Here is a 23,359-nt window from a genome sequence, read left to right as displayed (position 1 = left end):
CAGATCCGGCGACAGCGTCAAATATTTGATTAGAAATGTGATTTATCGCACAGATTGATGCGGTGTTACCCGCGCTTCAGGGCCGGTTTCGCCGCAGCAACGCCATCATGTTTTCCATCTGCGCATTTATTTCGCGTCCGGCTGACCAGACCAGCCACAGCTCTGAAATGGCATCCTCTTCCGTTAATGGCAACCAGACCAGATCGGCCAGCCGCGCCCGACGAAATGAGGCAGGCAGAATGGAGACGCCTAACCCGGTTGCCACCAGCCCCAGTATGGTCATCGCCTCACCCACTTCCTGCGTAATAAAGGGCTTGATATGGTAGCGGTGCAGCAGCGCCAGAATATCGCTATAGAGCGCGGTTCCGCCCTGAGGATCAAAGAAAACAAAAGGTTCCGCCGCCAGGGCGGTGACTGAGATTTTATCAGCGTCAGCCAGCGGATGCGCCTTATGCACCACGGCATAAAGCGGCTCACTCAACAGCAGCTGATGACGCAGATCGGCAGGCAGCGGCGTGTTGCGCATCACGCCAAGATCGAGCCGTCCATCATGAAGCGGCGCCAGCTGCTGGCGGGTATTAATTTCCTGCATCTGAATATGTACCTGCGGCCAGCGCTGACGAAACCGGAATAGCGCGTCAGAGACCACGGCGGTAAACGGGGCCGAGGAGGTAAAGCCAATCCGCAGCTCCCCCTCCTCACCACGATGCAGCCGGGCGGCGCGATCGGCCGCCTGCTCAACCTGCAACAGAATCGCGCGGGCGTCACTCAGCAGTTGCTGTCCGGCAGCGGTAAGCTGCACGCTGCGGTTAGTGCGATTGAACAGCCTTGCGCCCGTTTCTGTTTCCAGCTGAATAATCTGCTGGCTGAGCGGCGGCTGAGAAATGTTCAGTCGCTGGGCCGCCCGCCCGAAATGTAACTCTTCCGCCACCGCAACAAAGTAGCGCAGATGACGCAGTTCGATATTCATATCTTAAACGTCTCATTTGAGATTATTAATATATTAGACATCATAATGCCGCTTTCCTAAGCTGACGACAGGTTTTCTAAATTTGAGGAAAATGTGTGAGTCGCTCAACACAGGCTGTCACAGTGGATGAGAATGCGGTCTCTGCGCCGCCAGAGTCTGTTGCCGCTTCAGGTCATATCCGCCGGGATTCGCCACAGTTTATGCGCGTGACGCTGGCGCTTTTCTCCGCCGGGCTGGCGACCTTTGCCCTGCTCTACTGTGTGCAGCCGATTCTGCCGGTGCTGTCACAGCAGTTTGGTATCTCTCCGGCAACCAGCAGCCTGTCGCTCTCCATCTCGACCGGCCTGATGGCGCTGGGCCTGCTGGTAACCGGGCCGCTCTCTGATGCTATCGGTCGTAAATCGGTGATGGTCACAGCCCTGATGCTGGCCGCCATCTGCACGCTGATCTCGGCTACCATGACCAGCTGGCACGGCATTCTGATTATGCGGGCGCTGATGGGGTTGTCGCTGAGTGGCGTGGCGGCGGTCGGCATGACCTACCTCAGCGAGGAGATGGATGCACGCGTCGTCGCCTTTTCCATGGGGTTATATATCAGCGGTAACTCGATAGGCGGGATGAGCGGTCGACTGCTGAGCGGTGTACTGACTGACCTCTTCTCATGGCGACTCGCCGTGGCGGTAATCGGCTGTTTTTCGCTGGCCTCGGCGCTGATGTTCTGGAAAATCCTGCCTGCGTCGCGCCATTTCCGGCCCATTACGCTGCGTCCGCGTAATCTGCTGATTAACTTCCGGCTGCACTGGCGCGATCCGGGCCTGCCCTGGCTGTTTGCCGAAGGATTCCTGCTGATGGGAGCCTTTGTCACCCTGTTTAACTATATCGGCTACCGTTTACTGGATGCGCCCTGGCATCTCAGCCAGGCCGTGGTCGGACTGTTATCAGTGGTCTACCTCACCGGCTCATGGAGTTCGCCTAAAGCGGGCGCGCTGACCAACCGGTTGGGTCGGGGTCCTGTGATGCTGGGTGCTACCGCCATCATGCTGCTGGGTTTGCTGATTACCGCCTTCAACTCCCTCTGGCTGATCCTGCCAGGGATGATGCTGTTCACCGCCGGTTTTTTTGCCGCCCATGCGGTTGCCAGCGGCTGGATTGGCCCCCGGGCCCGCCGGGCAAGAGGCCAGGCTTCTTCGCTCTATCTGTTCAGCTACTACGTGGGTTCCAGCGTCGCGGGTACACTGGGTGGCGTGTTCTGGCATAACTTTGGCTGGAGCGGGATTACGCTGTTTATCAGCGTCCTGCTGATCCTGGCGTTACTGGTTGCCTGGCGTCTGCACAGTAAAAAACTCTGAGAATGTCTTCTCATGCCAGGCCTGGCTTCTCCTGCGGGCCTGGCGGTTTATCACAATAAACGCGCTATTCAGAGCCACAGCAAACAAAATGCAGGTTTCCCGCTATAATCGTTTTTATTGTAATAATTCATCTGCTTTGCCTTTTAACACGGCAACAAGGAACGCCTGTGGCTCTCTACTACTACGTCAATAAACAATCAGGATATAACAATAATCATGTGGTTCATGCCGCAGGCTGCCCCCATCTTCCCGACATCGATAACCGTATGTTTCTGGGCAGTTTTTACCATGTGAATGCCGCCATCCTGCAGGCTAAAAAATATTATGCTGGCGCAATCGGCTGTGAAAACTGTTGTCCTCTCAAAAATGTTGACCAGCAGGCCACCCAGCTCAGCGTGGCCCTGAAGCACACCCCGGCTTCGCGTTAATCTGATCCACCTGGTAAGGGGGGAAAAATTTTTCCCGCTGCGCTAATTTGTTAAGAATTACCGCTGTTTTCCGTTATGTTAATCTTTCTGATTCTCTTTAATGGAATGCACAATGCGGGATAAGTTTGCGCGCGCTCAGATAGCCCTTCACTGGCTCACCTTTTTACTGGTGGTGACGGCCTACGCCACCATTGAACTGCGCGGTTTTGCACAGCGCGGATCCTGGCAGGGTTATGCCATGATCATTACCCATTTCAGCGCCGGCGCGACCATCCTGGTATTGATGCTTGCCCGCCTCTTTTTACGCACCCGGCATCGCACACCGCCCATTACTCCCGCTCCGCCGCGCTGGCAAACCGGGCTGGCACATCTGACTCATACCCTGCTCTATGCTCTGTTTATCACTCTGCCGATCCTCGGCCTGACATCGCGTTATCTTAAAGGTCGGGAATGGTGGCTGTTTGGCATCAGCATGCCGGTCGCGCCTGAACCTGACTTTGATATGGCGGATATGCTGATTGGCTGGCATGAAACCCTGGCACCGCTGGGTTACTGGCTGATCGGACTGCATGCTGCTGCCGCACTGTTCCATCACTATCTGCTTAAAGACAATACTCTGCTGCGAATGATGCCCGCCCGGCGTCGCGGTCAATAACCTCAGGCTATCGCCCTGTGATGGGGCGATAAAAAAATTTCAGCATTAAAAGGCGTTTATAAGGTTTCTCTTCCCGCTTTATTCACTACAATGGTCAGTAATTTGTGACGCAGGTCACTTTCGCTGGATGTTTCTGCCACATCCGATTCGCTGTACTGACTGACTTGACTCCTCATGCAACCAACTACTGTTTCACGTAAAACTGCCTGGCTACGCGTGGTATTGCTGGCCATCGCCGCCTTTGTATTTAATACCACCGAATTTGTGCCGGTTGGACTGTTATCTGACATCGCTGCTGACTTTTCAATGCAGACGGCTGACGTCGGGATCATGCTGACCATCTATGCCTGGGTGGTTGCACTGCTCTCACTGCCGCTGATGCTGCTGACCCGCAATATTGAGCGACGACTGCTGCTGGGTGTGCTGTTCCTGATCTTTATCGTCAGCCACGTTCTTTCTACCGTTGCCTGGGATTTCCGGTCGCTGATGGTGTCACGCGTGGGTATCGCCCTGTCTCACGCGGTGTTCTGGTCGATCACCGCCTCGCTGGCGATTCGCGTCGCTCCGGCCGGTAAGAAAACTCAGGCGCTAAGTATGCTGGCAACCGGTACCGCGCTGGCGATGGTGCTGGGCGTGCCGATTGGCCGCGTGGTGGGTCAGTATCTTGGCTGGCGTACGACCTTCGGCGCGATTGGCCTTTCGGCACTGGTGCTGATGATTATGCTGGTGCGCATCCTGCCGCGTCTGCCGAGTGAACATACCGGCTCGCTGAGCAGTGTGCCGATGCTGTTTCGCCGTCCGGCGCTGGTCAGCATGTATCTGCTGGTGACGCTGGTCGTTACCGCGCATTACACCGCTTACAGCTATATCGAGCCCTTTATGCAAACCGTGGCCCATTCCAGTGGCAACTTCACCACCCTGCTACTGCTGCTGTTTGGCTCTGCGGGCATTGTGGGTAGCGTACTGTTCAGCACACTCGGTAATAAGTTTCCCTCCGGACTGCTGATTGCGGCCATCGCCCTGATCACCCTGTGCATGGGCCTGCTGATTTTTGCTGCCGTTCGCCCTGCGGCTATCTCAACGCTGTGCGTTGTCTGGGGAATGGCGATGATGATGATCGGACTGGGTATGCAGGTGCGGGTGCTGTCGCTGGCACCGGATGCCACGGATGTGGCGATGTCGCTGATGTCCGGTATCTACAATATCGGTATCGGCGCGGGTGCGCTGCTGGGTAATCAGGTCAGCCTGCATCTGAGCATGGCGGAAGTTGGCAATGTCGGCGGGATGATTGGCCTGGTGGCGTTACTCTGGTGTGTTTATATCTTCCGTCGTTATCCACAGTTACGCAGTAACGGATAATAAAAAAGGCTTCAGATAAGCGGGTTATCTGAAACCTGTTCAGGGTTATTTACCGATCACTTTATCTATAAAGAACGGCTGTGCCATGCAGGTTGTTGCTGCCAGAGGTCGAAGTGATGCGGAAAGACTTTGCCCCTGCATCGCTGGCCTTTTCTGACAGTTGCTGCTCCAGCGAGAGCAGATTAGTACTGCCCGTTGCGCTGATGACACCGATTTTTTGCTGATCCAGCGGTGTGCTGCTGACCTGCTGGGCCGCTACGCTGGCAAATGACAGACCGCTTAGCACAGCCGCCACGACCATCATATTGATACTTTTCATAACGAACCCCTTCTCACTTATTCTGTTGAAAAACCAAAATTACTGATAAATCACAGCCGTGCCGTGCAGTTTGTTCTGGCCGCTGGTTGAGGTGATGCGGAACGATTTCGCACCCGCTTCATCCGCTTTAGCACTCAGCTGCGCTTCAACAGAAGACAGATTGGTGCCGCCCAGTACAGAGATGGTGCCAACTGGCTGCTGATTAACAGGTTCGCTGGTCACCAGGTCAGCGGCAGATGCGCCAAAAGTCAGAGTAGTCAGTGCCAGTGCTGCCAGGGTGATTTTGATGTTTTTCATAATAATCTCTCTATTCAATATTGAAATTCGGTTGGTCTGAATGGGTTGTCACTATTTAATTAATGACCGTTAAACAAATGATAGACCCCGATACGGTTTGTCGTCAACATTTATTTAATGAGCGTTATTTTATTCGCGGAGTGGCGTGATTATGGGCTTCAGCCTCTTTTCTGACTTAACTTAAGGGGCTGTAATAATGCGCTGGCGCACAAAATGGCAACCCCTGCCGGCGACATCCACGCCAGGCCTTGCACATTTTTATAATGATCGGTAATTTAATAGGGTGTTTTACTGTCAGTGAGGGTGTATGAGTCAGGTTCAGGATTGCGATGTAAAGAAATGCCGCGGCCGACCAAAAGTGTTCGATCGCGAAGCAGCGCTCGATAAAGCTCTGACCCTGTTCTGGACGCACGGTTACGAGGGAACTTCTCTGGCCGATCTGGTGGCCGCAACCGGCGCGAAAGCGCCAACCCTCTACGCCGAGTTTGTTAATAAAGAGGGACTGTTTCGCGCGGCGATGGAGCGCTACGTGGAGAAGTTCAGTGCATGGCGTGAAGCGGCATTGGGCGATGACCAGTTACCGGTGGATCGGGCTATTGAAGCCTATTTCCGCGCCACCGCGGCCTGTTTTACCGAACGCGACTCTCCCGGCGGCTGTTTCTTTATCTGCACCTCAACCGCCCTGTCGGCGGCTTCAGCAGAGATTGCCACCATGCTGCAACAGCAGCATCAGTCGCAGGAGCATGTGTTAAAAGATTTTCTGCTGGCGCGTCAGCAGCGTGGTGAACTGAGTGCGTCAGTAAACATTCCCGCGCTGTCACGTTATCTGAGTTGTATGCTGCAGGGCATGTCGGTGCGGGCGCGTGAAGGCGTTGAGCGTGACGATCTGGAGAGCATTATTGATACGCTGATGGCGATGTGGCCGACACTCACCGGCCTGTGTCAGGCTAACCGTTAAAAATATCAGGGCGGCGATGCCGCCCTTTTCATCTTTTATTCCCGATTATATTCCAGAAAGAAAACCGGTTTTAACGGCTCACTGATCGGGCTGTTATCTGCATTAGACGGCATCAGATCTTTCATTGATGCCCACCAGCGCTGACAGACCTCCGTTTCCGCCACCGCGTTCCAGCGCTCCTCAGATTCAATCTCAACACTGGCGAACAGCAGATGCCGCTCGGCGTCCAGCCAGATGGCATAGTTATGCGCGCCGTGCGCTTTCAGGGTTTCGGCCAGTTCAGGCCAGATCGGTGAGTGCCGACGCTCATACTCTGCATGGCAATAAGGATTCACCTGCATCACAAAGGCTTTACGCAGCATTAGCAGGCCCTGCATCCAGCGCCGGTTGCCACGGCTTCACACCAAAGCGCTCACCCAATGCAACCAGCTGTTCTGTGGTGATACTCTGACGTATACCGCCCATCGACAGCACTTTGACCATCACTTCTGACGATTTCTCCGCCGTATCAATCAGACCAAAAGTCTCATCGAGTGTCGGGCCCGTGCCAAAGACACCGTGGAATGGCCACATCACCAGGGTATGTGACTGCATCTGCCCGGCTGTCGCGGTGCCGATTTCATCGGTGCCGGGTACCATCCAGGGTAAAACACCCACACCGTCCGGGAACACCACCAGACATTCGGTACTCCCTTCCCACAGCAGACGGGTAAAGCGGGCGGAATCCATCTCAACCACATAGCTTAAGGCCATAAAGTTGGTAGCGTGACAGTGCATGATTACCCGGTCTGCACCATTACTGACCGCTTTACGCACCGCGTGAGACTGAAAGTGTGACGCCAGCTCAGAGGTGGGCAAACCGCCATTCGACAGGCCCCAGTGAATTTTATAAGAGAGCCCTTTGTCATCGACCTGCAGCAGTGCCAGACAATCCGCCGGATCAAGCTGGACATTACGCATGAATTTTCCTGACCCGGTCACCAGAAACCAGTCGTTCGCCAGCGCCGGCGCGGGTTGTGTCAGCTCAATACAGCGCGGTTGCAGGCAGAAATCAGCGGCAAAAGGTTTAACCTCCTCTTCCCGCAGACGCAGGCTGACGTTGCCGCCGTTACGTTCGTCCCAGCCCTTCAGCCACATATCGCTGGTTGCTTTGACCATTCCCTTAACAAACCCGGAAGAAAGAATGCTTTGCATAGTGAAATCCTTAACGTTGGCTCAAAATCTGTTGTTCATAATGGCGGACGTCGCCTAACCAGCTGGCATCAGCCGGGACGTCATGGCGCAGGCACCAGGCTTCCCATACCGCCTGCCACGGCAATGATTTTTGCTCTTCCAGCAGCGTCAGCCGCGCGGTGTAATCACCCTCGTTCTCGGCCTGGCGCAGACGATCGGTTGGCTCCAGCAGGGCACGCAGCAGCGCTTTTTTGGTGTTACGGGTGCCGATAACCCAGGCGGCAATCCGGTTGATAGAGGCGTCGAAGAAATCGAGTCCGATATGCACTTTGTCGAACAGCTGATGGCGGACGATCTCGCTGGCGATCGCCTGAGTTTCATCATCCAGCAGCACCACATGGTCGCTGTCCCAGCGCACCGGGCGGCTGACGTGCAGCAGCAGACGCGGCACATAGAGCATCGCGGCAGAAATTTTGTCGGAGATCACTTCGGTGGGATGAAAATGTCCCGCATCCAGGCATAGTGCCGTCTGGCGGCTGGCGGCGTAACCAAGATAAAACTCATTGGAGCCCACGGTGTAGCTCTCTGCGCCAATGCCAAACAGCTTGCTCTCAACCGCGTCGATATGGTGCTGCGGATTCAGTTTTTCTGAGATGACCTCATCCAGTGCGCTCATCAGACGCTGACGCGGGGCCAGGCGATCCACGGTAATATCTTTCATGCCGTCCGGCACCCAGATATTCATCACTGACGGCGTGCCAAGCTGCTCACCAAACGATGCGGAGATGCGGCGACTCGCTTTGCAGTGATCGATCCAGAACTGACGCACGGTTTTATCACTGTGTGACAGCGTAAAACCGTCGGCACTCATCGGATGCGAGAAGCAGCTGGGGTTAAAATCCAGCCCTAAGTTGTGCTCTTTCGCCCAGGCGACCCAGTTGGCGAAATGGGCAGGTTCAATGGCATCCCGATCGACTGGCTTGTCACTTTCCAGATAGATAGCGTGCAGGTTCAGACGTTTTGCGCCTGGGATCAAAGACATCGCCTTGTCGATATCGCTGCGTAATTCACTGGCATTGCGTGCCCGCCCCGGATAGTTGCCGGTCGCCTGGATGCCGCCAGTCAATGCGCCCTGTGGGTTCTCAAAGCCCCGGACATCGTCCCCCTGCCAGCAGTGCATCGAGACAGGAATGCTGTCCAGCTGGCGAATGGCCTGTTCAACATCAACTCCATTGTCAGCGTAGCGTTGTTTAGCCAGTTCAAAAGCCTGTTCAATCTGCTTAGTCATAAGCGGGTTCCTTAGCGGGTTGACTCAGCGTCGCGAAGCGTGCCTGACTGGCACTGAAGACGCTGTGAGTTTGCGGTTCGAATTTTTCCAGTGGGAAGTTGTTGATGACGCTGCAGCGGAAATCAGCCACATCGATTAGTTCGCCAAGCGCAATCAGCTGGCAACCGACGTTACCCAGCGTGGAGGCTTCAACCGGACCTGCCAGCACCGGAATCTGGCAGGCATCGGCACAGAGCTGGTTAAGAAAACGGTTCTGGCTGCCGCCCCCTACCACGTGCAGCTGGCTGAAAGGTTTGCCTCGCAGCTCTGCCAGCTCCTGGATCACCTCGCGATAGAGCAGTGCCAGGCTGTCAAATATACAGCGGGCCAGCGCGGCGGCAGATTGTGGCACCGGCATTCCCTGCTCTGCGCAGGCGTTCTGAATCTCGTTAACCATGCTGTCGGGATTGATGAAGCGCGCATCGTTGGGACTAATCAGTGAAACACAGGCGGGCTGCCGTGCCGTCTGATCAATCAGTGCGCTGAGATCGTCAATCTGAAGTTCGCCGCAGATGCGCTGCAACAGCCATAAGCCCATGATATTTTTCAGTACGCGGTAGCCTTCTGCGCCGCCCTCATTGGTGATATTGGCGCGTAACGCGCCATCGCAGGCATAAGGCTGCAAACTTTCAAAGCCCATCAGCGACCAGGTTCCGGAACTGAGATAGGCGGCATCGTCCTGCATTAGCGGCGTTGCCAGAACCGCGCTGGCGGTGTCGTGGGTGGCGACAGCAATAACCGGGACCGGGACACCTGCGCTATTGACCCAGTGGCCGACGGTGTTGCCCGGTGCCTGCGGCTGGCCGAACCATTCAGGAGCAACGCCCGCCCAGGCGAGCAGATCACGATCCCATTCGCCGCTGTGAATATTGAGCATTTGCGTGGTGGTGGCGTTGGTGTATTCCCAGTTGAGATTGCCGGTCAGGCGATAATGCAGGTAGTCCGGCATCATCAGCGCATGCGCCACGCGGGTCTGCCAGTCGGGCTGCTGCTGATGCAGGGCGCGCATCTGATAGAGCGTATTGAATGGCAGGAACTGAATGCCGGTTCGGGCGTAGATGGCACTGCGGCTCAGTTCGTGCTGCGCCTGCTCCATCAGGCCGTGGGTGCGCGCATCGCGGTAGCTGACCGCCTCACCCACCGGCTCGCCCTCTGCATCCAGCAGCACCATATCAACGCCCCAGGTGTCGATACCGATACTGTCTGGCACAATCTTCTCTTCATCTAACTGAGCCAGCCCGGCGCGTATCTCCTGCTCAAGCATCGTCAGATCCCAGCAGTCATAACCGGCACGACGCTGGCGCTTATTTTTAAAGCGCCGGACCTCACGAAGCGCGAGCTGGCGCTGCGCAGCATCCCAGCTTGCGAGCATGACGCGCCCGCTGGATGCCCCGAGATCAATAGCAACAATGTTTCTCCTGGTCATGGCGACTTTTCCCTGTGATTGAGTGGTCACAGAGTAAAAACCTGGCCGGTTAAAGACCTTCCCCGGAGTGCCAGCGGCTGATAAGCCCTGGCAGACTTGCAAAGAACTTCGTGAGAGAGATCACAGAGGCGAAAGGCAGGAGGATGTGACCCCTGCCGCAAATCTGTTAACTGCTGAGGATTTCTTGAAAAATCAGCATGATTCCTGCTGAGTCAGGCTGAAAATTCAAGGTAAGGTTAGAGCGTGCTGATTAGACTGCGTTACGGTTTTGTTAAGCAGCGAGAGATGACCATGACCATATTGCACAGTGCGGATTTTTTCCCCGAAGGCGATTACGCCATTGCGATTGAACCCCGCGTACCCCAGGCCGCCTTCCCGGAACATCATCATGATTTCCATGAAATTGTGCTGGTTGAGCAAGGCTCTGGCATTCATGTGTTTAATGGTCAGCCACAAACGCTGTGCGCCGGTTGCGTCTGCTTTGTGCGCGATCACGATCGTCATCTTTATGAGCAGACCGACAACCTTTGTCTGACCAACGTGCTTTATCGCAGCCCCGGCGCGTTTCGCTTTCTCTCCGGGTTACAGGCTTTACTGCCCTGCGATCAGGACGGGCAATATGCTTCCCACTGGCGCATCAATCAAAAGGTGATGACGCAGGCGCTGAGTGTGGCGGCGCAGATGCAGCCGGATGATACCTGGTCGATGGAAAAACAGGCGCGTCAGGAACAGCTCTTTTTACAGTTGCTGGTGCTGTTGCGTGAGGCGTGCATTGACGGACAGAGTCAGGATCAGGAGGCGCGGCTGCATCGTCTGCTCGACTGGCTGGGTGAGCATTACAGTGATGAGATTATCTGGGATGAACTGGCTGACCGCTTCTCCCTGTCGCTGCGTACCCTGCATCGGCAAATGAAGCAGCAAACCGGTAGCACGCCGCAGCGCTACCTGAACCGTGTGCGGCTGTTGCAGGCCCGTCATCTGCTGCGTCACAGTGATATGCGAATTACCGATATCGCCTTCCAGTGTGGATTTGGGGACAGCAACCATTTCTCAACCCTGTTCAGGCGCGAATTTGGCTGCGCACCGCGAGCGGAGCGCCAGCAGATGATGTAAAGGAGCCAATCATGGCATTGATACTCAGTCGGGATGACTATTTTCCCGCCACTACTCTACCGGTGGCGGTCGCCGAAAGGATGCCACAACCCTCTTTCCCGCCGCATCGACACGAGTTCAGTGAAATCGTGATTGTCTGGCGCGGCAATGGCCTGCACGTCCTCAACGATCGGCCCTGGCTGATTACCTGTGGCGACGTTTTTTATATCCGCGACAGTGACTGCCACAGCTACGACAGCGTTAACGATCTGGTGCTGGATAACATCCTCTACTGTCGGGATCGCTTTGGTCTTGCCCTTGACTGGAATCAGCTGCTGCCGCAACAGGGACCGGATGCGCCAGGCGGCTGGCGGCTGACCACGCGAGGGATGGCGCTGGCCCGGGGAGTGATCAGCCAGCTGGAGCGTGAAAGCCGCAAAAGCGACCCCCTTTCAGTTCAGCTCTCGGAGGCGCTGTTTTTACAGCTGGCGCTGATTCTGCGCCGCCACGGCTACGCGGCCGACCGCCCCTGGGCGTTGCCGGAGGGGGAACAGCTCGATCTGCTGATGTCAGCGTTACAGGGTGCGATTGCCCGCCCCTTTGATCTCGCGGAGTTTTGTCAGCAGAACCAGCTCAGCGAACGGGCGCTGAGGCAGCTTTTCCGTCAGCAGACCGGGATGACCATCGGTCATTACCTGCGTCAGCTGCAGCTCTGTCAGGCAAAATATCTGCTGCGCACCCAGGATTGTCTGATTAGTGAGGTTGCCGCCCGCTGCGGCTTTGATGACAGTAACTATTTTTCGGTGGTTTTCACCCGTGACACCGGTTTACCTCCCAGCGCCTGGCGACAGCAATTTATCGCGCCACGCCAGGCACTGAAAAGTGCCGAGTCTTAATAAAACGGGCCTGCATAGCAGGCCCGTTGAGGTAACAGAGAAAAGCTGTTCCACATTGCCGGGAAACAGTGCCTGCGAATTAAACTAATGTGTTGTTGTAAGTAAAACCCCGACGGAGTGAGCCATCAGTCTGGCAGGCCCCGCCTGCATAAAGACAGAGTCACTATTCGCGATCAGGCCGCCATGCCAAGTCCCACAATATTGGCGGCAATGATAATCACCACACAGCCGATTGATAACACGCTGACCGGTCGGCGCCCCGCAGACTTCCACTCCTTCATCAGCAGCCCCACCAGACCACCACACAGGACGTATAGACTCATGTGCAGCATCCAGCTGACATAGTCATACTGCGCCGGGATTCTGGCATGGCCCCAGGCATAGAAGAAGAACTGCAGATACCACATGGTGCCGCCGAGCACCGCAAACGCGGTATTGGTAATCAGCAGCGACTTCCCGACCGAGAAGTCTTTACGCACCGACAGCTCTGGCCGGGTGGCCAGCCGCCAGAAACAGAAGGCCAGATTAACCAGAGCGCCGCCGCCCATAATGATCACGTAGCTGGGCAGAGCTACATACAGCGGATCGATGCCAAGATTAGCGGCGGCCTGATGCATGGGTTTAGCCGCATCCATGGCAAAGGACATACCCGCCGAGAAGATGCCGCACATCACCGCCAGCACCAGTCCTTTTCTGAGATTAAACTCTTCTGCGTTAATCCCCAGCGCCCGCTCCTTTAACAGCCCGGCACGCGACACAATCCCGACACCAATCAGTGCCACCAGTACGCCCAGCAAGGTTAACCGGCCACCCGCCGACGCGAAGAGCTCACCAAAACGCCCCTGCAGAAGCGGTGTCATCAGCGTGCCGACCACCAGGGTAATGCCAATCGCGATACCGATTCCCATCGACATGCCGAGATAACGCATGGTCAGGCCGTAGTTGATATTGCCTATGCCCCACATCGCGCCAAACAGAAATACCGGCGTCAGCTGGGACAGCGAGAAGCTGCTGTAATAGGCCATAAAATCTGGCAGTAAAATGGCACTTACCGCCCACGGCAGGATCAGCCACGACATCAGGCCACCGATCGACCACATGGTTTCCCATGACCATCTTTTCACCTGTTTAAAAGGCGCGTAGAAACACGCGGCGCTGGCAGCTCCGACAAAATGCCAGAAGATACCCGCAATAATGGCACTGTTCATTGTTATTCCCCGGTTAGGTTGAGGCCTGTCGGAAACCTGTCTGCTTCCGCTCAGCAGGCAGTCTACGTTCAGCAGGAATTCCTCAGCCTTTGGATAAATGCCGGAAGCCACAGTGAAGTGGCAATATTTACCCGTTGTGCCCATCAGGGATCACAATTTCACCGTTGTCAGAAAACCGGACGATTAGTTAAGTAAGTAACTTATTATTCAATGTTTTTTTCATTTTTGCTGTGTGGCGCAGCACAATTCTGATCTGACTGCCATTCACAAGGGAAGGTTGGCAAATGTGCAAAGAAGCCTTTCATTAACGCGGGCAAGGTCGTATAAACTGGGGGAAATTGATCGGATCAGGGAATGGGATGACGACAAAGTGGTTAACGCTGTTTCTATCGCAGTCAGTCAGCCAGGTCATGCTGGATGATCTGCGCGCGATATTACCTGCAGATGCGATAAAGGTATTTGTGAATGGCCTGGATGAAACCCACTATGCCACCCTTGAGTGTGTGCAGGTGGATCAGCATTGCGCCCTGATCGCCTCAGCGATAGTGGTCTGGCGTCAGCTCGGACATGTTCACCATATTCTCTATAAAAAAGGTGAGGTGTTGCGGGAGGAAAATGATGCAACGCAGTTCCAGCTGTTCACTCTGCTGAAAACCCACCGCGCTGTACTGCAGATCTCATGATAAGATCGCAGCCCCTGAAATCGCTGTTTGCAGCAGGTAAATTATGAGAATTGGAATTCTGTTTCCGATCGCCATCATTGTGGCGGGCGTGGGCTTTCTGGCGTGGTTTATTGGCAGTGGCCTGGCGATGCCAGGCTCCTGAGGATCAGCGCAACTGACTGTCTTTACTGCCCCGACGGTTATATAAACTGCTGGTCTGCTGTTGCTTGTCGATTTTTTCCTGACACGCCACACAATAGTGCACGCCTTTAAGCGCCTGACGACGCGCTTCGGGGATCGGCTCGCCGCAGAGCTCGCATTCGGTGGCGCTTTCGCCCTGTCCGATCGACTGTCTTACCCGCTCAATGCCATCATTGACGGTGCTATCGATCTGTTCCTGTACTGCGCCTTCTGACGCCCATCCATTTGCCATGATTTAACCCCTTTATTACCACTTCACTCCTTTAAATCTACAACATATTGACGTTTTTGCCGCAGAACTCACCGATATCTGTGATTGGCTGCCAGCCGCTCCCGGCAGCTGGCAATCAGCTAAAGGTAGCCCTGAGCAATCTGTTTCACCCTGCTATCACATTACTGCAACGTATCGATAGCGGAGAGCTAAGCGAATGACAACACATCATCAACATTTCATTAATGGCGAATTTGTAGCCCATCAGGGTGACCGTTGGATTGAAGTGATCAATCCGTCCACGGAGGCGTTGCTGTCCCGTATTCCCCAGGGCAGTCGTCAGGATGCCAGCCTTGCCATCAGCGCCGCAGAAGTGGCTCAGCCTGGATGGGAAGCGCTGCCTGCAGTAGAGCGCGGCGTCTGGCTGCACAAAATTGCCACCGCCATCCGCCAGCGTGAGCCTGAACTGACGGCAACCATTGTGGCTGAGGGTGGAAAAACCCAGGGGCTGGCGAAGACCGAAGTGATGTTCACCGCCGACTACCTCGACTACATGGCGGAGTGGGCGCGTCGCTATGAAGGTGAGATCATCAACAGTGACCGCCCCAACGAAAATATCTTCCTGTTCAAAAAAGCGATCGGCGTCACTACCGGAATACTGCCGTGGAATTTCCCCTTCTTCCTCATTGCCCGCAAAGCGGCACCGGCCCTGATCACCGGAAACACCATCGTGATCAAACCCAGTGAGCTGACACCGAATAATGCGGCACTTTTTGCCGACATCATACAAAAGCTAGGCCTGCCTGCTGGCGTCATTAACTTTGTTTATGGTCTGGGACCGGAAGTGGGACAGGAGCTGGCAGCAAATCCTAAGGTCGGTCTGGTGAGTCTGACCGGAAGCGTCGGTGCGGGCATTGCCACCATGGAATCCGCGGCTAAAAATGTCACCAAAGTGTCGCTGGAACTGGGTGGAAAAGCCCCTGCCATCGTGATGGATGATGCCGACCTCGAGCTGGCTGTGCGGGCGGTCGTCAGCTCGCGGATCATTAACAGCGGACAGGTCTGCAATTGCGTAGAGCGGCTCTATGTGCAGGAAGGCATTTACGATCGTTTTATCAGCGCACTGACCGCCGCGTTTCAGCAGGTGACATTTGGCGACCCGGCCGAACGCAGCGATATCGATATGGGTCCGCTGATTAATGCCGCAGCACGGGATCGGGTGGAGCAGAAGGTGGCAGAGGCCGTCGCCGCAGGGGCGAAAGTGGTTCTGGGCGGCAAGCGCGCCGGAGACAGAGGCTTCTTTTTCCAACCCACCTTGCTGACTGAGGTGCGCCAGGAGATGGCGATTATGCAGGAGGAGATTTTTGGCCCGGTTCTGCCGGTGATGAGTTTTAAAACGCTTGACGAGGCGATTACGCTGGCCAACGACTGCGAGTATGGGCTGACCTCCTCGATTTATACGCAGAATCTGAATACCACCATGACCGCGCTGCGAAAGCTGAAGTTCGGCGAAACCTATGTTAACCGTGAAAACTTCGAAGCGATGCAGGGATTTCATGCCGGGTGGCGTAAATCGGGTGTCGGCGGTGCCGATGGAAAACATGGTCTGGAGGAGTATCTGCAGACCCATGTTGCCTATTTACAGTTCAGTTAATCACTGGCTCGATCTTACCTCCTCCCGTACCTGACGTTGTCAGTACCAGAGTGGGCCAGTAATTGGCCCACTCTTTTATGCCACCCGCTTACTGCAGCGCAGCAGCGCGATGCCACTCAGCACCGCCACAGCCATCAGGTAGTATCCAGGCGCCAGACTGCTGCCGGTGGCGGCAATCAGCATGCTGCAAATCAGCGGTGCAAACCCGCCAAATACCGTCACGGCCACGTTGTAGCTGATCGCCATGCCGCTGGCGCGCGTGGTCGCCGGGAAGAGATCGGCCATCACCGACGGCACCGTGGAGAAATAGACCGACTTGAGTAGCGCCATCCACGCCACCAGCAGGATCAGCGTGGTGGGCGTAGTGTGATCGACCATCCATTTGAAGGCGGGATAGATCGTGACCATCAACAGCAGCAGCGATCCCCACATCAGCGGCAATCGGCCTATCCGCTCCGCCCACAATCCCATTATGGGCGTCACCACCGTCAGGATAATCCCTGCGACCAGCGTGGCGGTGAAGGCCACCGATCCCGGCAGATGCAGCGTTTTGGTGGCGTAGGTCGGAATGTAATTGAGCATGTAGTTGACCGCGGTCGAGATCACCATCACCCCAATCGCCAGGGTGATCAGCGCTTTCTGCCGCCCGAACAGCGTTTTCAGCGGTGCGGCTTCCTTCTCCTGCGTCGCAAAGCTGGCGGGCTCCTGCACGTGACGGCGAATGTAGATCCCCAGCGGTCCAATCAGTAAGCCGAAAGCAAACGGGATACGCCAGCCCCACGCCTGAATCTCGCTTTCGCTCAGCCAGTGTGTCAGCCCCAGGCCGAACGCCGATGCCATCAGAGTACTGGCGCCCTGTGTGGCGAACTGCCAGCTGGCGATAAAGGCTTTGCGCTCGGGAAAGTGCTCTACCAGGAAAGCGGTGGAACTGCCAAACTCGCCCCCGGCAGAGAAGCCCTGAATCAGACGCGCCAGGATAATCAGCAGCGGCGCCGCCAGACCAATAGTGGCGTAACCCGGCATAAAGGTAATGATCGCCCCGCCCAGCATCATCAGATTGATTGAGAGCAGCAGCGCTTTTTTACGGCCATGACGGTCGGCATAGTTGCCCAGCACGATGGCACCCAGCGGACGGATCAGGAATGAGATGCCGAAGCTGCCGAAGGTCAGCAGCAGCGATACCGACGGATCGCTGACCGGAAAGAAGACGTGCGCGATGTAGCTGGCGAAGAAGCCATACACCGCGATGTCGAACCACTCCAGCGCGTTACCAATGCAGGTAGCGAACAGCGTTTTGTGCAGGCTCGGTTTCACCTGCGGAGTACTCTGCGCGATGCTGCTCATTGTTCACCTCTCCGCCACTGATGGTGGCGTGACATCAGTTGTTCGCCCTCTTCACCCAGTTGCCAGAAAAGGCGGGTCATGATCGCCAGCCCTTCACGTGCAACAGAGGTGAGCATGTGTTCGTTAACGCCGTGCTGGCCGCAGGCCGGATAGGAATGGGGCACCCACAGCGTCGGGAGGCCGAGGATATTGGCAAATACCTCATTGGGCAGTGAACCGCCGAGATTGGGCAACAGCGCCGGTTTTTTACCGCTGCTGCAGGCTAGCGTGTCCAGCGCCCAGGCCACCAGCGGATCCTGCGGATCGAGCCGTGTTGCAGGTGAACCGCGCATAAATTCCACGCTGACGTTATCGAAGCCGTGCTGATGCAGGTGACTTTCGACATGCCGGACCAGATTTTCCCAGTCGGTGCCGACCACAAATCGCAGCTGACACACCGCCGTGGCGCTGCCGGGAATGGCGTTCATCGGACGTGCCGGGTTACCGGTTTCAAACGCCAGCACCTCCAGCGTGTTCCAGCCATAAAGACGCTCCGCAGGCGTCAGGCCCGGTTCTCCCCAGCCGTCGGCCAGCGCCGGATCGCCCGGCATTCCGCCCACCTCGATATCACTGAGGATGGCGCGCACCGCATCGGTAAGGGAGTCCGGTTTCAGCGCGGCGACCTGCAATACACCCTGTGCATTCACCAGGCAGGCGAGCGCATTGGCCAGCTGGGTGCCGGGATTACTCAGCAGTCCGCCCCAGTTGCCGGAGTGATAGGCGTTGTCGCGCGCCCTGATAGTCAGACGAAAGTTCGCCGCGCCACGCGAACCCAGGAAAAGTGTCGGCCGCACCGCGTTCAGTCGCGGGCCATCAGAGGCGATGAAGAGGTCTGCCTGTAACAGCGCCCGCTGCTGCTGGCAAATCTCCGCCAGCCCCGGTGAACTGATCTCTTCACCCATTTCAAACAAAATTTTGCAGTTGAAGCCCAGTGCGCCACCGCGTGCCTGCCACACCTGCTCCAGCGCCGCGAGATTGATGCAGTGCTGGCCTTTGTTGTCCGCGCTGCCGCGTCCATACAGGCGGTCATCTTCAGCCATGAGTCGCCACGGTGATAAACCGTCGCGCCAGTTCTCATCGTCGCCGAACACCACATCGCCGTGGCCATAGCAGAGCAGCGTCGGCCTGGAGGGATCTTCAATAAGCGTGGCAATCAGAAACGGCGGGCTGCCGGGCTGCGGATTCTCAAACGGGTGCAGCGTAAAGCCCATCGCCGCCAGTTGCGGGCCAATCTCCTGCTGCAGATAGTTCTCCAGCTCCGCCTGCCTGCTGGCGTGCTGGCTTTCGGTCACGCAGGAAATTCGTCGTGCCAGCAGCTGCTGAAACTCGCCACTGTCGAAATAGTGCATCGCCTGGTCAACGGTCTGTTGCTCTGTCATGTTTGCCCTGTCTGTTCTTTTTATCGTGCTTTATCTTTGACAAACTTCGCTCTTTGCCACAATTATTAATTTATCGAGTGAGCCTTGCTTTTAAAGCAAGCCACGCCTGCCCTTTTATGATGCGTTTTGCCGGAGTCACCATGTTAAGCAGTGAGATCCGCTATTTCCTGGCGGTCGTACAGTACGGATCGCTCAGCGCCGCCAGCGAGCAACTCTTTGTGGCGGTGTCGGCGATTAGTCGCCAGATCCAGCGTCTGGAGACGCAGGTCGGAGTGCCGCTGTTTGAGCGGCATGCACGCGGTATGGTATTGAACGAAGCGGGTGAAATATTCGCGCATCATGTGCGCAAGAGTCAGCTCGATATGGAATATGCGCTGGCGGAGATTAAGGGTCTGAAAGCAATACGGCGCAGCCTGATCCGCATCGCCTGCACCGACGGAATGGCGTTCAGTCTGCTGCCGGGTCTGCTGGCGGAGTTCCGTCAGGCCAACCCCGGCGTGCTGTTTGCGCTTAATGTGACGCACTCGCAGGGCGTGGCGGCATGCGTCAGGGCTGGTGAATGCGATGTTGCGCTGCAGTTCAGTCTGCAACCGGAGCGCAGCGTTGAAGTGCTCGGCTCGTGGCCGGCACCGGTGTTACTGGCGATGCATCAGTCGCATCCGCTGGCGTCGCGTCAGGTGACGCTGGCCGATCTGCATGGCTGGCCGCTGGCGTTGCCAGGTCAGCATACTACCGTGCGGCAGTTGTTTGACCTATCCTGTCAGATGAACGACTGCGTGGTCGAGCCGGTGCTGACCTGCGACTATTTCGCTACGCTCTACCACTTTTTGCTGCATACCCCGCAGGCAGTGACCATATGCAGTGCGTTTACCCTGTTGTTTGAGCGCGACACGCAAAATCTGGTGTTGCGTTCGATGGGGGTGGATCAGCTGAGTCAGCGTACGTTGCAGCTTCAGACAGTGTCGGGCCGTCAGCGGAATGCGGCGCTGACGCTGTTTCTGCAGTTTTTGCAGCAGCGGCTGACGGAGATGGATCAGCAGGTGAGGATGGGATGAGGGGTACAGGCTTAAAGGAGTTTGGTTGTTAAAGTCTGCGCTGGATGGCTGTCAGATAGTGCTGGCTTAGGGAACACGACCCGATCGGAAAGTCGCAAAAGCCGCCCTCCATGGCATGCTCGGCCCACGCGATTACGCACCTCATCCCTGAGGTGCGCCCGTAGCCGGGCCAACGCGTTGCGTTGTTCAAAAACGCTCCCGGCGTTTTTGTCCATGGCGCGGGACGCTTTCCTCTTCGGGTCATGTTCCCTTCGCATTGAGCTTTATCATTGCGGTCATATAAACCCTGACATTAGTGCAGCTTTATCATTGCGGTCATATAAACCCTGACTTTAGTGCATAAGCTTAGCCCCACTCGTAAGTGGGGCTCTGGCTTTAGCGGCAATCACTTACTGCTTAATATCAACCTGATAGAAGATATGTTTGCCGAACGGATCGACCTGATAGCCGCTGACCGATTTGCGCACCGGCTCAAAGATGGTGGAGTGCGCAATCATCACTGCAGGCATCTGGTCATGCATCATCTGCTGTGCCTGCAGATAGAGCGCGGTGCGTTTGCCCTGATCCGGCTCGGCGCGGGCTTCGGTGATTAACTTCTCAAATGGCTGATAGCACCATTTTGAGGAGTTGGAACCGCCCTGTGCCGAGGTACAGCTGTAAAGCGGGCCAAAGAAGTTGTCCGGATCGCCGGTGGCGGTGGTCCAGCCCATCAGTGCCGCCTGATGCTCGCCGCTGCGCACGCGTTTCAGGTATTCGCCCCACTCATAGCTGACGATATTGGCTTTGATGCCGACTTTAGCCCAGTCCGACTGAATCATCTCCGCCATGCGGCGCGCATTCGGATTGTAAGGCCGCTGAACCGGCATCGCCCAGAGCGCAATTTCGGTACCCGGTTTCACACCCGCCTGTTGCAGCAGGGCTTTGGCCTTCTCTGGGTCGTAGTCGTAATCTTTCAGATCTTTGTCGGCGCTCCATACGCCCGGTGGCAGGATATTTTTCGCGACCGTGCCGGTGCCTTTAAATATCGCATCGATGATCGCCGGTTTGTTGATCGCCATCGCCAGCGCCTGGCGCACTTTGACGTTATCGGTTGGCGCTTTGGTGGTGTTAAACGCCAGGAAGCCGGTATTCAGACCCGCCTTCTGTTCCAGGGTGATATCCGGGTTAGCGCGCATCTTTTCCAGATCGGCGGGATTAGGGAATGGCATTACCTGACACTCATTCTTCTCCAGCTTGGCATAGCGCACGGAGGCATCCGGCGTGATGCTGAACACCAGCCGATCGAGCTTCGCCTTGCCCTGCCAGTAGTCCGGGAACGCTTTGTAGAGAATGCGGGAATCTTTCTGATACTGCACCAGCTCAAACGGTCCAGTGCCGATCGGGTTCATATCGACCTTCTCCGGCGTCCCCGCTTTCAGCATCGCGTCTGCATATTCCGCCGAGTGGATCGAGGCGAAGTACCAGGCGAGATCGGCAAGGAACGGCGCTTCCGGATGGGACAGCGTAAAACGTACGGTGTGGTCATCGACCCGGTCGATACTTTTAATCAGCGTGGAGAGCTCCAGGCTTTCGAAGTTGGAATAGGTGCCGCCAGAGACATTGTGGTAGGGATTTTTCGGGTCCATCTGGCGCATAAACGAGAAGATCACATCGTCGGCGTTGAAGTCGCGGCTGGGTTTGAAGGCTTTATTGCTCTGAAACTTCACGTTCTTGCGCAGATAGAAGGTGTAAACCGTGCCATCCGGGCTGATTTCCCAGCGTTCTGCCAGGCTGGGCACCAGATTGGTGGTGCCGGGCGTAAAGTCCACCAGCCGGTTAAAGACCGGCACCGCACTGGCGTCAACGCTGGTCCCGGAGGTATAGAGCTGCGGGTTAAAGTTCTCTGGCGATCCCTCAGAACAGAAGACCAGCGTTTTGGCGTTAACGCTGCCAGCCAGCGCTATCCCAGCCGTAACAAGCGCTAAGGTGGCTATCTTGATTTTCATTATTATCCTCGCTTTGTATTGACTTCCGGTGATCACAATATCTAAATGAATCATTCAGATGCTTCATTGATAGCACGATTCGGCACCATAACGAACCCCGCCGGTGGCTGACTAATAAGGAATAGTGATGACAGACAAACTTGAGTCGCAGCTCACAGAACGTTTTTTCCGTTACCTCGCCATCAGCAGTCAGAGCGATGCCAAATCCACCACCCTGCCCAGCACGCCGAGCCAGCACGCCATGGCGGAACTGCTGGCGGATGAGCTGCGCGCGTCAGGGCTGGATGAGGTGGTGATTGATGAACATGCCACGGTGACAGCGGTGAAACGCGGCAACCGTCCTGACGCGCCGCGCATCGGGTTTATTACGCATATCGATACTGTTGATGTCGGTTTGTCGCCCGATATCCACCCGCAGATCCTCACCTGGCAGGGCGAAGATCTCTGTCTGAATGCAGAGCAGGATATCTGGCTGCGCCGCGATGAACATCCGGAGATCGCGCCCTACGTCGGTCAGCAGGTGATCTTCAGCGACGGCACCAGCGTGCTGGGCGCGGACAACAAAGCGGCGGTCACCGTGGTGATGACGCTGATGCAGAACCTTAACGGCGACCACGGCGACATCGTGGTGGCCTTTGTGCCTGACGAAGAGATTGGCCTGCGCGGCGCGAAAGCGCTGGATCTGGAAACGCGCTTTAATGTCGATTTCGCCTGGACCATCGACTGCTGCGAACTGGGCGAAGTGGTCTATGAAAACTTCAACGGTGCTGCAGCAGAAATTGTGTTTACCGGCGTACCGGCCCATCCGATGTCGGGCAAAGGGGTGCTTGTCAATCCGCTGCTGATGGCCCATGACTACATCAGCCTGTTTGATCGGCTGCAGACCCCGGAGCATACCGAAGGCCGTGAAGGCTATATCTGGTTCAATGAGATTCAGGCCAACGCCAGCAAGGCGACGCTGAAGGCCTCCATCCGTGATTTTGATCTGACCAGCTTTGCGGCACGTAAGCAGCAGTTGCAACAGGCGGCAGAGGATCTCGCGGCGCGTTACCCCACCGGCAAGGTGAGCGTGAGTATCAGCGATACCTACAGCAATATCAGTAACGCACTGGGTGAAGATCGTCGGGCGATTGACCTGATCTTCAGTGCCTTTGCCGCGCTGGAGATTGAGCCGAAGGTGATTCCGATGCGTGGCGGTACAGACGGTGCCGCGCTGTCAGCCAAAGGCCTGCTGACGCCGAACTTCTTTACCGGCGCGCACAACTTCCATTCACGCTTCGAATTTCTGCCGGTAACGTCGTTTGTGAAGTCCTATCAGGTGGCGGAAAAACTCTGTTATCTGGCAGCGAAATAAGCGGAGGAATCGGGCGCA

General features: G+C 56.1%; 24 protein-coding genes. 12 read left to right on the top strand and 12 right to left on the bottom strand.

Features of this window, described 5'->3' with window-relative positions; translation table 11 throughout:
- Positions 1-76 precede the first annotated feature (76 nt).
- Positions 77-970, bottom strand: coding sequence for a LysR family transcriptional regulator (locus tag EPG66_RS02055; RefSeq protein ID WP_010670180.1), 894 nt, complete (start codon positions 968-970; stop codon positions 77-79).
- A 95-nt stretch (positions 971-1,065) separates the two neighbouring features.
- On the opposite strand from EPG66_RS02055, the gene EPG66_RS02050 reads away from it, so the two are divergent.
- The 4 genes from EPG66_RS02050 (at position 1,066) to EPG66_RS02035 (ending at position 4,761) form a co-directional block, all read left to right on the top strand.
- Entirely contained in the window at positions 1,066-2,319 is a 1,254-nt protein-coding gene (locus EPG66_RS02050; protein ID WP_033779147.1) for an MFS transporter, read from the top strand.
- Positions 2,320-2,486: 167 nt separating this feature from the next.
- The gene (locus tag EPG66_RS02045; RefSeq protein WP_010244780.1) at positions 2,487-2,747 is read left to right on the top strand and encodes a hypothetical protein; all 261 of its coding nucleotides are present in this window, start codon (positions 2,487-2,489) and stop codon (positions 2,745-2,747) included.
- A gap of 112 nt (positions 2,748-2,859) precedes the next feature.
- Entirely contained in the window at positions 2,860-3,402 is a 543-nt protein-coding gene (gene cybB / locus EPG66_RS02040) for a cytochrome b561 (RefSeq protein ID WP_010244777.1), read from the top strand.
- A 174-nt stretch (positions 3,403-3,576) separates the two neighbouring features.
- Positions 3,577-4,761, top strand: a complete 1,185-nt coding sequence (locus EPG66_RS02035; protein ID WP_010244774.1) for a sugar transporter — start codon at positions 3,577-3,579, stop codon at positions 4,759-4,761.
- Positions 4,762-4,822: 61 nt separating this feature from the next.
- Here the strand turns inward: EPG66_RS02035 and bhsA (EPG66_RS02030) are convergent, their stop codons facing one another.
- Both bhsA (EPG66_RS02030) and bhsA (EPG66_RS02025) read right to left on the bottom strand, forming a co-directional pair.
- Entirely contained in the window at positions 4,823-5,080 is a 258-nt protein-coding gene (gene bhsA, locus EPG66_RS02030) for a multiple stress resistance protein BhsA (protein ID WP_010670183.1), read from the bottom strand.
- A 39-nt stretch (positions 5,081-5,119) separates the two neighbouring features.
- Positions 5,120-5,377: a multiple stress resistance protein BhsA gene (gene bhsA, locus EPG66_RS02025; protein ID WP_010244768.1), complete on the bottom strand. Its 258-nt coding sequence runs from the start codon at positions 5,375-5,377 to the stop codon at positions 5,120-5,122.
- A gap of 307 nt (positions 5,378-5,684) precedes the next feature.
- Here bhsA (EPG66_RS02025) and EPG66_RS02020 point away from each other — a divergent pair, with 307 nt between their 5' ends.
- Positions 5,685-6,335: a TetR/AcrR family transcriptional regulator gene (locus EPG66_RS02020; RefSeq protein WP_182685837.1), complete on the top strand. Its 651-nt coding sequence runs from the start codon at positions 5,685-5,687 to the stop codon at positions 6,333-6,335.
- A 35-nt stretch (positions 6,336-6,370) separates the two neighbouring features.
- Here the strand turns inward: EPG66_RS02020 and rhaM are convergent, their stop codons facing one another.
- From rhaM to rhaB, 4 genes are read right to left on the bottom strand one after another with little or no spacing between them, the layout of a single operon-like run.
- Entirely contained in the window at positions 6,371-6,697 is a 327-nt protein-coding gene (gene rhaM / locus EPG66_RS02015) for an L-rhamnose mutarotase (protein WP_182685835.1), read from the bottom strand.
- Complete coding sequence (gene rhaD, locus EPG66_RS02010; protein WP_182685832.1) at positions 6,687-7,529, bottom strand: rhamnulose-1-phosphate aldolase; 843 nt, start codon at positions 7,527-7,529, stop codon at positions 6,687-6,689. The genes rhaM and rhaD overlap by 11 nt, the downstream gene beginning before the upstream one ends.
- Before the next feature lie 10 nt (positions 7,530-7,539).
- Entirely contained in the window at positions 7,540-8,796 is a 1,257-nt protein-coding gene (locus EPG66_RS02005; RefSeq protein ID WP_010244756.1) for an L-rhamnose isomerase, read from the bottom strand.
- Positions 8,789-10,261, bottom strand: a complete 1,473-nt coding sequence (rhaB, locus tag EPG66_RS02000; RefSeq protein WP_033757732.1) for a rhamnulokinase — start codon at positions 10,259-10,261, stop codon at positions 8,789-8,791. The genes EPG66_RS02005 and rhaB overlap by 8 nt, the downstream gene beginning before the upstream one ends.
- A gap of 291 nt (positions 10,262-10,552) precedes the next feature.
- Here rhaB and rhaS point away from each other — a divergent pair, with 291 nt between their 5' ends.
- A complete protein-coding gene (rhaS, locus tag EPG66_RS01995) occupies positions 10,553-11,374 on the top strand; it encodes an HTH-type transcriptional activator RhaS (RefSeq protein WP_029519526.1) in 822 nt (273 codons plus the stop codon).
- Positions 11,375-11,385: 11 nt separating this feature from the next.
- Entirely contained in the window at positions 11,386-12,249 is an 864-nt protein-coding gene (rhaR, locus tag EPG66_RS01990; protein WP_010244749.1) for an HTH-type transcriptional activator RhaR, read from the top strand.
- Positions 12,250-12,422: 173 nt separating this feature from the next.
- On the opposite strand, the gene rhaT is transcribed toward rhaR, so the two are convergent.
- On the bottom strand, positions 12,423-13,457 hold the full coding sequence (rhaT, locus tag EPG66_RS01985) for an L-rhamnose/proton symporter RhaT (RefSeq protein ID WP_010670192.1): 1,035 nt from the start codon (positions 13,455-13,457) through the stop codon (positions 12,423-12,425).
- 359 nt (positions 13,458-13,816) lie between these two features.
- Between rhaT and EPG66_RS01980 the strand changes: the two genes are divergently transcribed.
- Together EPG66_RS01980 and EPG66_RS01975 are read left to right on the top strand one after the other, a co-directional pair.
- On the top strand, positions 13,817-14,140 hold the full coding sequence (locus EPG66_RS01980; RefSeq protein ID WP_182685830.1) for a hypothetical protein: 324 nt from the start codon (positions 13,817-13,819) through the stop codon (positions 14,138-14,140).
- Between the two features lie 43 nt (positions 14,141-14,183).
- Entirely contained in the window at positions 14,184-14,282 is a 99-nt protein-coding gene (locus EPG66_RS01975; RefSeq protein WP_008925225.1) for a YoaK family small membrane protein, read from the top strand.
- Between the two features lie 3 nt (positions 14,283-14,285).
- Here the strand turns inward: EPG66_RS01975 and EPG66_RS01970 are convergent, their stop codons facing one another.
- Positions 14,286-14,552: a DksA/TraR family C4-type zinc finger protein gene (locus EPG66_RS01970; protein ID WP_010244737.1), complete on the bottom strand. Its 267-nt coding sequence runs from the start codon at positions 14,550-14,552 to the stop codon at positions 14,286-14,288.
- 196 nt (positions 14,553-14,748) lie between these two features.
- On the opposite strand from EPG66_RS01970, the gene aldA reads away from it, so the two are divergent.
- Positions 14,749-16,185 carry an aldehyde dehydrogenase gene (aldA, locus tag EPG66_RS01965; RefSeq protein WP_182685828.1) on the top strand — a complete coding sequence of 479 codons (1,437 nt, stop codon included), beginning with the start codon at positions 14,749-14,751 and terminating at the stop codon, positions 16,183-16,185.
- Between the two features lie 75 nt (positions 16,186-16,260).
- Here aldA and EPG66_RS01960 read toward each other — a convergent pair whose 3' ends face one another.
- Together EPG66_RS01960 and EPG66_RS01955 are read right to left on the bottom strand one after the other, a co-directional pair.
- Positions 16,261-17,529: an MFS transporter gene (locus EPG66_RS01960; protein WP_010244731.1), complete on the bottom strand. Its 1,269-nt coding sequence runs from the start codon at positions 17,527-17,529 to the stop codon at positions 16,261-16,263.
- Positions 17,526-18,947 carry a M20 family metallopeptidase gene (locus tag EPG66_RS01955; protein ID WP_182685826.1) on the bottom strand — a complete coding sequence of 474 codons (1,422 nt, stop codon included), beginning with the start codon at positions 18,945-18,947 and terminating at the stop codon, positions 17,526-17,528. Before EPG66_RS01955 ends, EPG66_RS01960 begins: the two co-directional genes overlap by 4 nt.
- A gap of 140 nt (positions 18,948-19,087) precedes the next feature.
- Here EPG66_RS01955 and EPG66_RS01950 point away from each other — a divergent pair, with 140 nt between their 5' ends.
- The gene (locus EPG66_RS01950; RefSeq protein ID WP_182685824.1) at positions 19,088-20,002 is read left to right on the top strand and encodes a LysR family transcriptional regulator; all 915 of its coding nucleotides are present in this window, start codon (positions 19,088-19,090) and stop codon (positions 20,000-20,002) included.
- 389 nt (positions 20,003-20,391) lie between these two features.
- Here the strand turns inward: EPG66_RS01950 and EPG66_RS01945 are convergent, their stop codons facing one another.
- Positions 20,392-21,987, bottom strand: coding sequence for an ABC transporter substrate-binding protein (locus EPG66_RS01945; RefSeq protein ID WP_050679896.1), 1,596 nt, complete (start codon positions 21,985-21,987; stop codon positions 20,392-20,394).
- 127 nt (positions 21,988-22,114) lie between these two features.
- On the opposite strand from EPG66_RS01945, the gene pepT reads away from it, so the two are divergent.
- Positions 22,115-23,341, top strand: coding sequence for a peptidase T (gene pepT, locus EPG66_RS01940; RefSeq protein WP_039388717.1), 1,227 nt, complete (start codon positions 22,115-22,117; stop codon positions 23,339-23,341).
- Positions 23,342-23,359: the final 18 nt, after the last annotated feature.

The sequence above is a fragment of the Pantoea pleuroti genome (assembly GCF_014156615.1).
Lineage (GTDB): Bacteria > Pseudomonadota > Gammaproteobacteria > Enterobacterales > Enterobacteriaceae > Pantoea > Pantoea agglomerans.
This window is presented reverse-complemented; position numbering and strand designations above follow the sequence as displayed.